This is a genomic window from Aquimarina rubra (assembly GCF_042684305.1).
GTDB lineage: Bacteria > Bacteroidota > Bacteroidia > Flavobacteriales > Flavobacteriaceae > Aquimarina > Aquimarina rubra.
Genome location: NZ_JBHULE010000019.1, coordinates 1,707,984 through 1,722,565 on the forward strand (window position 1 = coordinate 1,707,984; position 14,582 = coordinate 1,722,565).

The following is a 14,582-nucleotide window of genomic DNA, read 5'->3' on the forward strand; positions in this document are numbered from 1 at the left end:
TATTGAAAAGAATGCATGAATTTAATCTTTTAGAAGTAGAATCCGAACGATCCTGTTACTCCAAAATCACGAGCATCTGGATTATCAAAATAATTTCCTCTAAAATGAAAATCAATTCGGAAAATTTTGAAAATATTTCCTACACCAAGACTATATTCCCAATATATTTCTTCATCCGGAGCAATAAGGATTTCATTAGAAGGTTGACTTAAAAGTATGTTTTCGTCGGATAATTCACCCCACACACCACGAATACCCACCAGTTCTCTTAGATTTAATTTTCTAAGTAAGGGTATTCTGGAAAAAATTCTTCCGTTGAAATTATGCTCCATATGCACAGAAGCATACGTATCGGTAACAAACTCGTAAAAGTTTAATAAAGGGAATGTATTCTGAATAGAGAGATAGGTTTGATTACCTGGCACAACACTTAATAGTCCGAGTGGAACCTCTCCAAACGTTTTCCCCAACTCAATAGAACTATTTAACACCCCAAAACCACCAATGTTCCACGGTTGTCTGTAAAAGAATTGAAGCTTTTGATATTCAAAATCACTGTCTAGAATATGATCTAAACCTACAGCATAATTAAGAAATAGCTGTGCATAATCACCATCGTTTACGGTTATCTTGTCTACACCATAACCTGTTGTTTTTCTTCCGGGATAATATGCGAGTGTAGTAGAAATTTCTGCCTGTTTTATCTCTGTTCTCAGGTCACCCGTATCTGGATCAACAAAATCTAAACTAAATAAATTTCTGTCAGCAGGTTTTAATGTTCTGTAGGATCCTGTTACCCCTACAGTAAAGTTTTTTCTAGGCTCTATTTGCATAGAAAATGCAGATAAATTGATAGAGGTCAGTCTGGTATTGTCTCCGGTCGCAACTATCGAGGAGGATGCTAAACTTCTACCTTCTACATCATTGGTATTGGTAAGGCTAGCTCCAAGCTGTTCCACATCTCGTCTATTACCTGCGGAAACTATTAATCTAGACTTTCTGTCTACCAAATACTTTCCTGAAAGACCATATTTGAATTTGTTGTCTTTAAAGCCATAAGCACCGTATCCCTCTATTCTCCAGCGATCATTTGCCGTAAAATAAGTTCTGCCACCGGCTCGTAATCTGAATCCTTCAATAGTGTTGTAACCAACGGTAGAGAATAAAGGACCAAAGTCCCAACCATTAAATTCTACATATCCGGTAGCTAGTATAGTTCCTACGTTGTAGAGTCTTTTGAAGGCTTTTACCGTTCTTAGAGTATCCAAAAGTTTATAAACTTTTTGTTCATCTTTGTTCAGTTCCTCCATCCTCGCACTTGACCAAAATGAATCATCTCTATTGTAAATATCTTGATCGTAGGGGTCTACTTGACTCTGGTAGAATTTTTTATCTTTCTTTTGATCAAATTTGTAGTTGTCGTATAAGGTGGTTCTCTTACCATAAACTCCTCTTGATTTTTCTTTTTTACTAAACGAAAAATCTGATTGAAAATAGTCTTTGGTAATTAAAAATATGGAGTCATTTAGTACGTCGAATTCTTGTTCGATGTATAAGTCTTTTACCCAGTTAATATTAGCACTTTTGGTAACTTCGAGGTTAATTTCTTTAATCGCCCAAGTCGTGTCATTTACCCAAAAATCTCCTTTAAACGTAAGTTCATTTTTTCTTCTAGGATAATAGATAATGTTATAACACCATTTATCACCAATATAGGCACTATCAGAAAGTATGTAGTTGTAAACATTAATTCCGGTTCTGGATAATGGACTCGTAAAACTTTTATCAAAGAATTTCAAATAATTATCATAGATATCATAATCAGAGTATAAGTCCTTTACGAAAGCGATTAACGTTTGATTATCACTAAATCCTGCATTTTTATTTCCTTTAAGAACCTCTTTAAGCTCGTTAAGCTCATTATCACCGTATACCTTCGAGATTGCCTCGTTTAGAAAGATAGGTAAGTAGGTTTTTCCTGTTATTCTGGAAGTATCAATGTCTTCAAAAATAAACTCCATACCATTAAAAATTCTGCTATTCACAAGCGCACTATCAATAGTATTAAGATCAAATTCTAATTTTTCATACTTATCGTAATTGTATTGTTTGAATTTTTTAACACCATTTTCTCTTCTGTTATCCCAAATCTTTCGAAGGATGTCTATGGCGGGGTTATTTTTTTTAGAAGTCTTACCTTTATATATAACAACTTCGTCTAAAGAAGCGGCTTCTTCCTCCAAAATCACTTCCATGTTATATGTAGTTCGTTTCGTTAGTTTAACGGATTTCGTTTCGAAACCAAGAAATGAAACTTTTATACTACTATGATTTTCATCAGATTCCATATAGAACTTACCATTTTCATCGGTAATCGTTCCTATTGTAGAATTAACAAATACAATGTTGGCAAATGGGATAGCTTGTTTGTTGCTATCGTAAACGTAACCACTAACTTTGGTCTGTGCAAAAATGAAAGAGTTGCTAAAAGCAAAAAATAAAATCCCTAAAACCCAATATCTCATCTAATATTTTTATAAATGTGTAATAATTGATGTAAAGCTCGTTTAGTCCCGCAATTTTCAGACCACTTTTCAAAAAGTTTAAAAAACAGTCGCAAATTTAATGAAACTCAAAGGAATAGGGTTTATTTTATTTATACATCACTTTTTTGACAGCTTTAACCACGTCATTACTATTGGGTAACCACTCTTCAAATAGCACTGGTGAGTAAGGTGTTGGTGTATCTGCAGTATTAATTTTTATGACGGGAGCGTCCAGATAATCAAAAATATTAGACTGTACTTGATACGTAATTTCCGAGGCGATATTGGCAAGAGGCCAGGCTTCTTCAAGGATTACTAATCTGTTCGTCTTTTTGACTGAAGCAAAAATTGCATCCAAATCTAAAGGCCGTACTGTTCTTAAATCAATAATTTCACAAGAAATGTTTTCTTTAGCGAGCTCATCAGCCGCCTTATAGGCTTCTTTAATTATTTTTCCAAAAGAAACAATAGTCACATCGGTACCTTCTCTTTTAGTTTCCGCAACTCCTAATGGTATGGTATATTCTCCCTCAGGCACTTCTCCTTTATCTCCGTACATTTGCTCGCTCTCCATAAAAATAACAGGGTCGTCATCGCGGATAGCAGATTTTAATAAGCCTTTTGCATCTTTTGGGTTCGAAGGAATTACTACCTTTAATCCTGGTGTATTGGCAAACCAATTCTCGAAGGCTTGAGAATGTGTAGCACCTAATTGTCCCGCAGAAGCTGTTGGGCCTCTAAAAACGATTGGGATATTAAATTGACCACCACTCATCTGACGCATTTTTGCTGCATTATTGATAATCTGATCGATACCAACCAAAGAGAAGTTAAATGTCATGAATTCAATAATCGGGCGATTACCATTCATAGCACTACCAACACCAATACCGGCAAAACCAAGTTCAGAGATAGGAGTGTCAATTACCCTATCCGGGCCGAACTCATCAAGCATTCCTTTACTAGCTTTATAAGCTCCATTATATTCAGCCACTTCTTCACCCATTAAGTAAATGGATTCATCTCGGCGCATTTCTTCGCTCATTGCTTCGCAAATTGCTTCTCTGAATTGTATCGTTTTCATTTATAAAATAATTATTTTTGTGCTACACGAAAGGCAAAAGTAGCAATTAATACCCTTTACTGATCATTGAATTTTGAAAAATTTATTATGCATGCATAGTAAATTCGACATTTTATTTGTACTTTCGCTTTTATTATTAAATTCTCAAAAAATACCTATATAAAATGAAGATATTAGTTTGTATTAGCCATGTGCCAGACACAACTTCTAAAATTAATTTTACAGAAGGTGACACTAAGTTTGACACAAATGGAGTACAGTTTGTTATTAATCCGAATGACGAATTTGGATTAACACGTGCTATGTGGTTTAAGGAAAAGCAAGGTGCATCTGTAGATGTAGTGAACGTTGGAGGTGCAGAAACAGAACCAACGCTAAGAAAGGCCTTGGCTATTGGAGCAGATAATGCAATTAGAGTAAATACTGAGGCTACTGATGGTTTTTATGTGGCAAAGCAGTTAGCTAAAGTTGTACAAGATGGAGGATATGACCTGGTAATAGCAGGTAGAGAATCAATTGATTATAACGGTGGTATGGTTCCTGGAATGTTGGCTACACTTACCGGAGCTAATTTTGTAAATACTTGTATTGGACTGGAAGTAGAAGGAGATACAGCAACTGCTATCCGTGAGATTGATGGAGGAAAAGAAACTTCAACCACTAAATTACCACTTGTTGTTGGTGGTCAAAAAGGTTTGGTAGAAGAAAGTGACCTTCGTATTCCTAATATGAGAGGAATTATGATGGCTCGTAAAAAGCCGTTAACGGTTGTAGAACCGGTAGAAACTTCTGTAGAGACAAAAGCCGTTAAATTTGAGAAACCAGCTCCTAAAGGAGAGGTTACTTTAGTTTCTCCGGATAATGTAGGTCAATTAGTAGAGTTATTACATAACGAAGCTAAAGCAATATAATCGTATAAATAAATACCTATTGTCTAATAGGTTCAATATAAAAAAATAGTATATATGTCAGTTTTAGTATACACAGAAAGCGAAGGAGGAAAATTTAAGAAAGCAGCCTTTGAAGTAGCGTCTTACGCAAAAGAGATTGCTAATATGCTTGGTACTACAGTTACTGCTGTTAGTTTTAACGCAGCGGATAGCAGTGAGCTTGGAAATTATGGAGTGGATAAGGTGTTAGAGATTAAGAATGATAAGTTAACTACTTTTAACGCAAAAGCATATGCTGATTCTTTAAAACAAGCAGCAGAAAAAGAAGGTGCAAAAGTAGTAGTAGTGAGCTCTAGTGCAGACAGTAAATTTTTAGCATCAATGTTAGCGGTGCATCTTAATGCAGGATATGCTTCTAACGTTGTATCATTGCCAGAAAGCGCTTCACCTTTTACGGTAAAGAGATCAGCTTTTACGAACAAAGCATTTAATATCACCGAGATTACAACAGATATTAAGCTTATAGGATTGTCTAATAACGCGTTTGGATTAAAAGAGGCTTCAGGTGCAGCAGCTGCTGAAGGATTTGAACCATCTCTTTCTGATGAGGATTTTACTGTAAATGTAACATCAGTAGATAAGGCAACGGATAAGGTATCGATAGCGGATGCAGAAGTGGTAGTTTCTGGAGGTAGAGGTCTTAAAGGACCAGAAAATTGGGGAATGATAGAAGAGCTTGCTGATGTTCTTGGAGCAGCAACGGCTTGTTCTAAACCAGTGAGTGATATGGGATGGAGACCTCATGGAGAACATGTTGGGCAGACAGGAAAACCTGTTGCTACAAACTTGTATATTGCTGTAGGAATTTCTGGAGCTATTCAACATCTTGCAGGTATTAATTCCAGTAAGGTCAAAGTGGTAATCAATAATGATCCTGAAGCACCATTCTTTAAGGCTGCGGATTATGGAATAGTTGGTGATGCCTTTGAAGTAGTACCTCAGTTAATTGAAAAATTAAAGGAATTTAAGGCGAATAACGCATAATTTTCATAAATTGTGCCCAATCAAGGGCTGTTTGAACTTAGGTAAAAGTCCGTTTGTTCAAACAGCCTTTTTTTTATTGAAATTACTATGAGTTTAGTTCGTCTGAACATAAAAGGAATATCGTATAGTCAAACCCAAAATGGTGCTTATGCATTGATTTTAAGCGAGGTAGATGGCGAAAGGAAATTGCCAATTGTTATTGGTGCTTTTGAGGCACAATCAATAGCAATAGCTTTAGAAAAAGAGATTAAACCTCCTCGTCCACTTACTCACGATTTATTCAAAAATTTTGCTGATCGATTTGATGTAGTTGTTAAACAAGTAATTATTCATAAACTGGTAGACGGTGTTTTTTATTCCAGTATTATTTGTGAACGCGACAAAATAGAAGAAATTATAGATGCCAGAACCAGCGATGCAATTGCATTAGCCTTACGTTTTCAGGCACCTATATTTACATATAAGAATATTTTGGATCAAGCGGGAATTTATCTAAAAGTAAATCCTAAAAAAGATGGGGAAGATGATCCTGAAAGCCTCTTGGTTGACGAGTTGGTCTCTGACGATGTAGAGATGGTTGGTAAGGAAACCAGTTATCAGGATTTATCTCTTGAAGAATTAAATCGTATGCTAGAACAAGCTGTTGCTAATGAGGATTATGAGTTAGCCGCGAGAATCAGAGATGAAATTTCAAAACGTGGTTAGTTTTGATCACATGCACCCATATTCCTAAATATTATAATATTACTTCTATTTTATGAAAAAAGGACTACTATCTTTCCTGTTATCATTATTTACATTTACAATAGTATCAGCTCAATCCATAGAGAAAAAATGGATTTTGAAAAGTGTGGAAGGGACACCAGAAAATGTTTTTGAAGTTGGTGATAATGATTATTTAACTTTAGAAAAAGGACTCTTTTCATATACTTTTAACAATGAATCAGAAAAGTTAAAGGGTGACTATCTGGCTCAAAATAAAGTATTACTTTTTTTTCCTGAAAAATCAGAAGATTCTATTATTAGGTATAAAATTCAAAGCATTACTGATTCTACTTTAGTGTTGTCAAAAAATAGTTTCTCCTATTCTCTTGTTTCCGAAAAAGAAGAAGTTGAAGTTGCTCCTGTATCAGAAACCAGTGAATTGATACCTAATCAAGGGTTTTCTTTTACAAGTCTTTGGAGAGGTGTTTTAGGGATGATAGTCCTCTTAACAATCGCATTTTTATTTAGTAGTAATAAGAAAGCAATTAATTGGAAAACTGTTGGAATTGGATTAATGGGACAACTGCTTTTAGCTTTTGGGGTTTTAAAAGTTGAGTTTATCCAGGCGATATTTAATTTTATAGGGAAAATTTTTAATGAAATTTTGTTGTATACTCAGGCTGGAAGCGAATTCTTGCTAGGAGGTATGATGGATGTTGATAGTTACGGTTTTATATTTTTATTTCAGGTATTACCAACAATCATATTCTTTTCAGCTTTAACATCTATCTTGTTCTATTTTGGAATTATACAGGTGGTTGTTAAAGGAATGGCTTGGATATTGACTAAATTAATGGGGATTTCTGGAGCAGAAAGCCTAAGTGTGGCCGGAAATATTTTTCTTGGCCAAACAGAAGCACCCTTGATGATCAAAGCTTATTTGGAAAAAATGACACGCTCTGAAATCTTGCTGGTGATGGTTGGAGGAATGGCTACTGTTGCTGGTGGTGTATTGGCTGCATATATAGGTTTTTTAGGAGGTAATGACGAACAACTTAGATTAGAATTTGCCAGACATCTTTTGGCAGCTTCTGTTATGGCTGCTCCTGGAGCTATAGTAATTTCCAAAATATTGTTTCCTCAAACCGAGAAAATAGATAGTTCTATTGAGGTTACTCAGGATAAAATAGGTTCTAATGTATTGGATGCAATTTCTAATGGAACCACAGAAGGATTAAAGCTTGCAGCTAATGTAGGAGCTATGTTGTTAGTTTTTGTGGCCTTAATAGCTATGGTTAATGGAATTTTAGGATGGATTGGAGAGGTGACCACATTCAGCGCTTTCATTGCAGAACATACTCCTTACGAAAAATTTTCTTTAGAGTCTATTTTAGGTACAATTTTTGCTCCATTGATGTGGTTAATTGGTGTGGCAAAGGAAGATATAATGTTAATGGGGCAATTATTAGGGATCAAGTTGGCAGCCAGTGAATTTGTGGGGTATATTCAATTAGCAGACCTAAAAGAAACATCCAATGCCTTACATTTTACTTACAATAAATCCGTTATTATGGCCACCTATATGTTGTGTGGTTTTGCAAATTTTGCATCGATAGGTATACAAATCGGAGGAATTGGTTCGCTTGCTCCCGGACAACGAAAAACCTTATCAGAATTTGGAATGAAAGCTCTAATAGGAGGTACAATTGCTTCGCTTTTTTCTGCTACGATAGCCGGAATGATTATTGGATAAAAATCACAGTCTTTTATTGTTGAAAATATAATTATAAAAAAGGTTTTATAACTATTTCATAATCCATATATTGATAGATATCTGGAAACCTATTTTTTGTATATTTGACAGGAATTAGTATAATTTTAAGAAACCCAAAAGAAAGTTAGAAAGGGAATATGAAGCAATATCTTGATCTCGTACGCCACGTACTGGAAAATGGCAATGAAAAAGAAGATAGAACAGGCACTGGTACAAAAAGTGTTTTTGGATATCAAATGCGTTTTGATCTGAGTGAAGGTTTTCCGATGGTGACAACCAAAAAATTACATCTTAAATCAATTATTTACGAATTGTTATGGTTTCTTAATGGAGATACTAATGTTAAGTATCTGCAAGAAAATGGAGTTCGTATCTGGAACGAATGGGCAGATGAAAATGGGGATTTAGGACCAGTCTATGGACATCAGTGGCGCAATTGGAATGGCGATGAAATAGATCAAATTGAGGAAATTGTAGAAGCATTAAAACAGAACCCTGATAGCAGGAGGATGTTAGTATCCGCTTGGAATCCAAGTGTTTTACCGGATACATCAAAATCTTTTTCAGAGAATGTTGCCAATGGTAAAGCAGCACTACCTCCTTGTCATGCTTTTTTTCAGTTTTATGTAGCGGATGGAAAATTGTCTTGCCAATTGTATCAAAGAAGTGCTGATATTTTCTTGGGAGTACCTTTTAATATCGCATCTTATGCCTTATTCACTATGATGATGGCACAAGTATGTGGATACGAAGCAGGAGAGTTTATACACACATTTGGAGATGCTCATATTTATAATAATCATATAGAACAATTAGAATTACAGTTATCAAGAACTCCAAGAAAATTACCAAGGATAAGGATTAATCCAGAGGTGAAAAATATTTTTGGCTTCGTTTTTGATGACTTCATATTGGAAGACTATAATCCGCACCCTCATATCAAAGGTGCAGTTGCAGTTTAGCCCCCAAAATTTAAACTGAATTACAATGAAAAAACTACTACTTGCCGTAACAATTTTATGTTCAACATTTTTATTTGCTCAGGATAATGTGATCCTGTCACAAGAGAATGCTAATGAAAAAGGAATCACGCCTATGTGGCCCAAATGTGAGAATGGAAGGCAAACTCCAATTAAATGCTTTGACAATAGTTTAAGAAATCATATCATAAGAAATTTTAGATATCCTGAAATCGCTGAAAAAGAAGGTTTGGAAGGAACTGTTACTGTAGAATTTATTATAAACAACAAAGGCAAGGCTGAAGTGATAGATGTAAAAGGTGGTCATAGATATCTTCAGAGAGAAGCGGTTAGAATTATCAGGACAATTCCTAAAATGAAACCTGCCAAATGGGGTAAAAAACCCATTGCTATAGCGTATGTGGCACCGATAACTTTTATAAAGCCAAAATAATCTTATAAGTATATTTAACATTGGATTAACTCTGTTATACAGTAGTAGCAAGATAAAAATCATTAAATTTGAGTGTATTCGTAAATCGGATACACTCTTTTTTTATGGTAATTACTGATAATTTGCTTTCTTCTTTATTACAGACCAGAGCTCACTCAGAAGAAATTTGTTCTCCACTTCAGACTGAAGATTATGTCGTTCAACCTATAGTTGATGTTTCGCCTCCAAAATGGCATTTGGGACATACTACTTGGTTTTTTGAAGAATTTATTCTCTCTAAATATAAAACAGGATACACTCGATTTCATAGCGACTTTGCCTTTGTTTTTAATAGTTATTATGAAAGTATTGGAAAAAGAGTAATAAGAACGAACCGGGGCAATCTTTCTAGGCCAACTGTAAATGAAGTCTATGAGTACAGACATCATGTTACATCTCATTTAAAATCTTTATTAGAGGAAAATGAGAATCAACAAATTAAAGATCTTGTAGAGATAGGTATTCATCACGAGAAACAACATCAGGAATTATTACTTACTGATATCAAATACATTCTTGGGAATAATCCTTTATTACCTAAGTATAATGATACGTTTATAGAAAATCCTAAGATGGAATCTTCTACAGAATATCATACCATAGACGAAGGTGTGTATGAAATTGGTTATAAAGGGAAAGACTTTTGTTATGATAATGAATTAGGAGTTCATAAGGTCTTTCTCCAAAAATATGCCATAGCGGATAAACTGGTTACAAATAAAGAGTATTTAGAGTTCATAAATGATAACGGTTATGAGGATAGTCTTTTGTGGCACGCTGAAGCTTGGGATTGGATCAAAAAAAATAACATAAAAACACCTTTATACTGGCACGAAATTGACAAGGAATATCATCAATATACATTAGGAGGTTTAAAAATTTTAAACCCCGACGCTCCGGTAACGCATATTTCCTATTATGAAGCCTTTGCCTTCGCACAATGGAAAGGAGAACGACTTCCTACTGAATTTGAATGGGAAGCGGCTCAACAATATTTTAATTATGGAGTAAGATGGGAATGGACAGAAAGCGCATATCTTCCATACCCTAATTATGCTAAAGCTCCTGGAGCGCTAGGTGAGTACAATGGTAAATTTATGGTAAACCAAAAAGTACTCAGAGGAGGTTCGGTGGCGACACCTAATAATCACACAAGATATACCTATCGTAATTTTTTTCACCCACAACTAAGATGGCAATTTAATGGATTGCGATTAGTAAAAAATAAATAACCTCAATACATGAATTCAAAAGATCAAAATGTCCTGACTTGTACTTTCGGAAAGGAAGTACACGAAGGACTTACTGCTTTTCCTAAATATTTATCTTCTAAATTCTTTTATGATGAAGTAGGAGATAAACTTTTTCAGCAAATAATGGAGTTGCCGGAGTATTATCTTACCAATGCAGAATATGATATTTTTCAATTGCATAAATCGGATATCCTAAAGAGTTTTGATGAGGATAAAAAAGGTTTTGATCTTATAGAATTAGGAGCTGGAGATGGTAAAAAAACAAAGGTGTTACTAAGCGAATTACTTGATAAAAAATATCCTGTTACCTATCATCCAATAGACATTAGCGAGAATGCAATTGATGGATTAGTTAATAATCTTGCTAAAGAATTTCCTGATCTTGATGTAGAGGGTGAGATAGGTGAGTATTTTGAAGTTTTGGATAGATTACAACATATTAGTAATCGCAAAAAAGTAATTATGGTACTCGGCTCTAATATTGGTAACTTATTACATCCCAGAGCTATTCAGTTTTTGAAAAAATTGAATGCTGCCATGCATCCAGATGATTTGATTTTTATGGGGTTTGATCAAAAGAAACATCCACAGAAAGTTTTAGATGCCTATAACGACAAATCAGGTGTAACAGAAGCATTTAACAAAAATGTTTTAGCAAGAATTAATAAAGAACTTGGAGGTAATTTTGATCTGGATGCGTTTATACATTGGGAGGTATATGATCCCGAAAGTGGCACAGCCAAGAGTTATTTGGTAAGTACTAAAAAGCAAACAGTAGATATCAATTGTTTGTCTTTGCAAGTTCATTTTGAAGCCTGGGAAAGTATTCATACAGAGATCTCTCAGAAGTATGATGATGATACAGTGAATTGGTTGGCAAAAGAATCTGGATTACAGATTACAGAGTCGTTTACTGATAAAAACCAGTATTATAAAAATTACGTATTTAAAAAATCAGAGTAGATTTTTGATTAAAAAAATAAAACTATGAAAGCAATTTGGAACAACCAGGTAATTGCAGAAAGTAATGAAACCAAAGTAATCGAAAACAATCATTATTTTCCTCCGGAAGCAATTAAAAAAGAATTTTTTAAATCAAGCAAAACTCATACTAATTGTCCCTGGAAAGGAGTTGCATCTTACTATACCGTTACTGTAAATGGTAAAGAAAATATGGATGCGGCTTGGTATTATCCAGAAACAAGTGATCTGGCTAAACAGATAAAAGGATACGTAGCATTTTGGAAAGGTATTGAGGTCGTAGAATAAGTGGCTACAACCTCAATGTCAATCTGTAGTATTTCTTTAAAGTACTAATAAGCTGTTTTCTGCAGCAGCAAAATCATTCCACTGATATCCATCAGCATCAGATTCATTAGTCCACTGTCCGTCTACAACATATTTAAATTCGAATTTCTGATCTTTTGGTAGATTTAAAGTTCCTTTGAACGTACCATTTTTTAACTTCTTTAATATTGTAGCTTCAGTATTCCATTCGTTAAATTCTCCTGCTACACTTACAGAGTTAGCTTCTTTTGCAGGAACTGAAAATGTTACTTTACAGATAGGCTTTGATTTTAAGTATTGCTTGGTTATTGCCATAATTTTAGTTTGTAATTAATTTTCTGTTAATAAAATTTAAGTGAAATTAATATAAAACATCAAAACAGAAAAGAGTAAACTATCAGATTTTCAATAATTTAATCAACATTTAACAATTAAATATTAACGATAACGATGTAGTTCATCGACTAATCTGGTAACATCTTCTTTTGTATTATAAAAATGAAGACTTATTCTAATTCCATTGCCTCTTAAAGAAGTAATAATGTTTTTTTCTTTTAAGGAATTGTACATTTTTTGATCTCCTTTTATATTAAAAATAGAACTATGATTTTTCCGACTAATAACATCATTTTCCAGTAGGTTTAAGTTTGTTAATTCGGTTTTAGCGTATATGCTTAACTCATTTATTTGTTCTTCAATTACCGAAAGTCCTATTTTGGAAATATACTGTAGGGAATATTGTAAACTACCAAAATTAAATGTGTCTAAGTGTCCACATTCATATCGTGCTCGTAAATTTGTATATGAAGAATCATAATCAGTATTAGAAGCGGCTTTTTTATAAGTATCGGGAGTAATTTGATCCAATACGTTTTCTTTAAATAACATAAAACCATTGCCATAGCCGCCTAATAACCATTTATAACCACTACATCCCAAAATGTCGATTCCGGATGTGTTGAAATCAAAGACTTTGGTTCCACAGAATTGTGTGGCGTCTGCAATGATTAATAGCTCAGGGTTTTTTAGTTTTAGTTGTTTCAGAAAATTAAGATCAATAGCAATACCGGTGGTATACTGTACTAAACTAAAAGCAAAAATACTTGGTTTGTGTTTCGCGACAGCTTCTTCAATATTTTGTTCCAGAGAGGAATTTACTTTAGCATGGCAAACCTCAAATCCTTTATTGGCAACGGCAAAGTTTATAGAGGGGTAGTCTTCATCCAATAACAGCACTTTTTTCTTTTTTTCTAATCCATTTAGAATGGTATTAAAACCCAACGAAAAGTTTGGAGTTAGTACAGTGTTTTCTGGTGTACAACCAAAAAAAAAGCCAATTGATTTTCTTACGGTATTTAAAAACTTTTCTTGCTGATCTCTAAAAGTACTTCCGCCAATTAGAAAATCAAGATCATGTTCTTGTCGGTAATCCAATAAAGAATCATATAATAATCCAGAGGATGCTGTATTGAGATAAGTGTTTTGGGAAAGTACAGGAAATTCTTTTCTTAAATTCTTCATAAGTTATTTTAGGGCTTTTTATCAAAACCTTTATATTTACTTTGATATATTAATCAAGTAAGACTAAGGTACTATTAAAATGTTTTCAAAAAGAAAAGAAACTCCACAAATTGATCCCGTACAACGTGAATTGTATGAGCACGCTCGTAAGCGCATCGTTCAAAAGAAAAGACTATTTCAGCATTTCATAGTGTTTGTGGTTGGATCCATTTTTTTGGTTATTCTTAATTTGTTAATTGGGTTTGGTAAAGAAGTTACTTTTTTTGGTATAGATTGGTATGCGGTAGTTGTTATTTGTTGGGCATTTCTTTTTGTATTGCATTTTTGCAATGTCTGGCTGTTTCACAAATTTATGGGTGCCGAATGGACAAGTAATCAGATGGAGCGGTTAATTGCAAAACAAAAGGCAGAAATCGAATTAATACAAAAGGACGTAGACTTAATGTACCCAAAAGATGAGCTAATTAAAAAGAAAGAAGAATTCATAAAAAAACAGCAACCTAAAGTTATCGAGGAGCCAAAAGCTACTGGTTTTAATCAAATAATCACCATGATTGCAGCGGCCGGCGAAAATAATGCTTTAGGAAAAGACAATGATTTGGTTTGGCATTTACCGGACGATTTTAAAAGATTTAAAGAACTTACTACCGGACATCATATTATTATGGGTCGCAAAACTTTTGAATCATTCCCGAAACCGTTACCAAATCGTGTGCACTTAGTAATTACTAGGAATCCGGATTATAAACCGGAGGGAGCGGTTGTCGTGAACTCTATGGAGGAGGCTCTAGAAATCGCAAAAGATGACCCAAAACCATTTATTATTGGAGGAGGAGAGATTTATAAAATGGGAATGGAATATGCTGATCGTATAGAGCTTACCAGAGTACACGGTACGTTTGAAGCGGATACCTTTTTTCCTGAGATAGATCCCGAAATTTGGATCATTGAGAACAAAGAACTTCATGGAGCAGATGAGCGGCACAAGTTTGGATTTACATATTTGACTTATAAGAAGAAGTAGTG

The 14,582-nt window shown here is 34.3% G+C and carries 14 protein-coding genes; 10 read left to right on the top strand and 4 right to left on the bottom strand.

Features of this window, described 5'->3' with window-relative positions:
* Positions 1-29 precede the first annotated feature (29 nt).
* Positions 30-2,525, bottom strand: a complete 2,496-nt coding sequence (locus ACFSR1_RS15985; protein ID WP_378294021.1) for a DUF5686 and carboxypeptidase-like regulatory domain-containing protein — start codon at positions 2,523-2,525, stop codon at positions 30-32.
* Between the two features lie 127 nt (positions 2,526-2,652).
* Positions 2,653-3,630: a pyruvate dehydrogenase complex E1 component subunit beta gene (locus ACFSR1_RS15990; RefSeq protein ID WP_378294022.1), complete on the bottom strand. Its 978-nt coding sequence runs from the start codon at positions 3,628-3,630 to the stop codon at positions 2,653-2,655.
* Between the two features lie 164 nt (positions 3,631-3,794).
* Here ACFSR1_RS15990 and ACFSR1_RS15995 point away from each other — a divergent pair, with 164 nt between their 5' ends.
* The 9 genes from ACFSR1_RS15995 (at position 3,795) to ACFSR1_RS16035 (ending at position 12,017) form a co-directional block, all read left to right on the top strand.
* Complete coding sequence (locus tag ACFSR1_RS15995; RefSeq protein WP_378294023.1) at positions 3,795-4,541, top strand: electron transfer flavoprotein subunit beta/FixA family protein; 747 nt, start codon at positions 3,795-3,797, stop codon at positions 4,539-4,541.
* A gap of 54 nt (positions 4,542-4,595) precedes the next feature.
* Complete coding sequence (locus tag ACFSR1_RS16000; RefSeq protein ID WP_378294024.1) at positions 4,596-5,564, top strand: electron transfer flavoprotein subunit alpha/FixB family protein; 969 nt, start codon at positions 4,596-4,598, stop codon at positions 5,562-5,564.
* Positions 5,565-5,651: 87 nt separating this feature from the next.
* Positions 5,652-6,269 carry a bifunctional nuclease family protein gene (locus ACFSR1_RS16005; RefSeq protein ID WP_378294025.1) on the top strand — a complete coding sequence of 206 codons (618 nt, stop codon included), beginning with the start codon at positions 5,652-5,654 and terminating at the stop codon, positions 6,267-6,269.
* 52 nt (positions 6,270-6,321) lie between these two features.
* Positions 6,322-8,022, top strand: a complete 1,701-nt coding sequence (locus tag ACFSR1_RS16010; RefSeq protein WP_378294026.1) for a NupC/NupG family nucleoside CNT transporter — start codon at positions 6,322-6,324, stop codon at positions 8,020-8,022.
* 158 nt (positions 8,023-8,180) lie between these two features.
* The gene (locus tag ACFSR1_RS16015; protein WP_378294027.1) at positions 8,181-9,005 is read left to right on the top strand and encodes a thymidylate synthase; all 825 of its coding nucleotides are present in this window, start codon (positions 8,181-8,183) and stop codon (positions 9,003-9,005) included.
* A 25-nt stretch (positions 9,006-9,030) separates the two neighbouring features.
* Positions 9,031-9,456 carry an energy transducer TonB gene (locus tag ACFSR1_RS16020; RefSeq protein WP_378294028.1) on the top strand — a complete coding sequence of 142 codons (426 nt, stop codon included), beginning with the start codon at positions 9,031-9,033 and terminating at the stop codon, positions 9,454-9,456.
* 104 nt (positions 9,457-9,560) lie between these two features.
* Complete coding sequence (gene egtB, locus ACFSR1_RS16025) at positions 9,561-10,727, top strand: ergothioneine biosynthesis protein EgtB (protein ID WP_378294029.1); 1,167 nt, start codon at positions 9,561-9,563, stop codon at positions 10,725-10,727.
* A gap of 9 nt (positions 10,728-10,736) precedes the next feature.
* On the top strand, positions 10,737-11,711 hold the full coding sequence (locus tag ACFSR1_RS16030; protein ID WP_378294030.1) for an L-histidine N(alpha)-methyltransferase: 975 nt from the start codon (positions 10,737-10,739) through the stop codon (positions 11,709-11,711).
* Between the two features lie 24 nt (positions 11,712-11,735).
* The gene (locus tag ACFSR1_RS16035; protein WP_378294031.1) at positions 11,736-12,017 is read left to right on the top strand and encodes a DUF427 domain-containing protein; all 282 of its coding nucleotides are present in this window, start codon (positions 11,736-11,738) and stop codon (positions 12,015-12,017) included.
* A 36-nt stretch (positions 12,018-12,053) separates the two neighbouring features.
* On the opposite strand, the gene ACFSR1_RS16040 is transcribed toward ACFSR1_RS16035, so the two are convergent.
* Positions 12,054-12,350, bottom strand: a complete 297-nt coding sequence (locus ACFSR1_RS16040) for an isoamylase early set domain-containing protein (protein ID WP_378294032.1) — start codon at positions 12,348-12,350, stop codon at positions 12,054-12,056.
* A gap of 123 nt (positions 12,351-12,473) precedes the next feature.
* Positions 12,474-13,556 (bottom strand): aminotransferase class V-fold PLP-dependent enzyme, encoded by a 1,083-nt coding sequence (locus tag ACFSR1_RS16045; RefSeq protein ID WP_378294033.1) that lies wholly within the window; start codon positions 13,554-13,556, stop codon positions 12,474-12,476.
* A gap of 79 nt (positions 13,557-13,635) precedes the next feature.
* On the opposite strand from ACFSR1_RS16045, the gene ACFSR1_RS16050 reads away from it, so the two are divergent.
* Positions 13,636-14,580, top strand: coding sequence for a dihydrofolate reductase (locus ACFSR1_RS16050; protein ID WP_378294034.1), 945 nt, complete (start codon positions 13,636-13,638; stop codon positions 14,578-14,580).
* Positions 14,581-14,582: the final 2 nt, after the last annotated feature.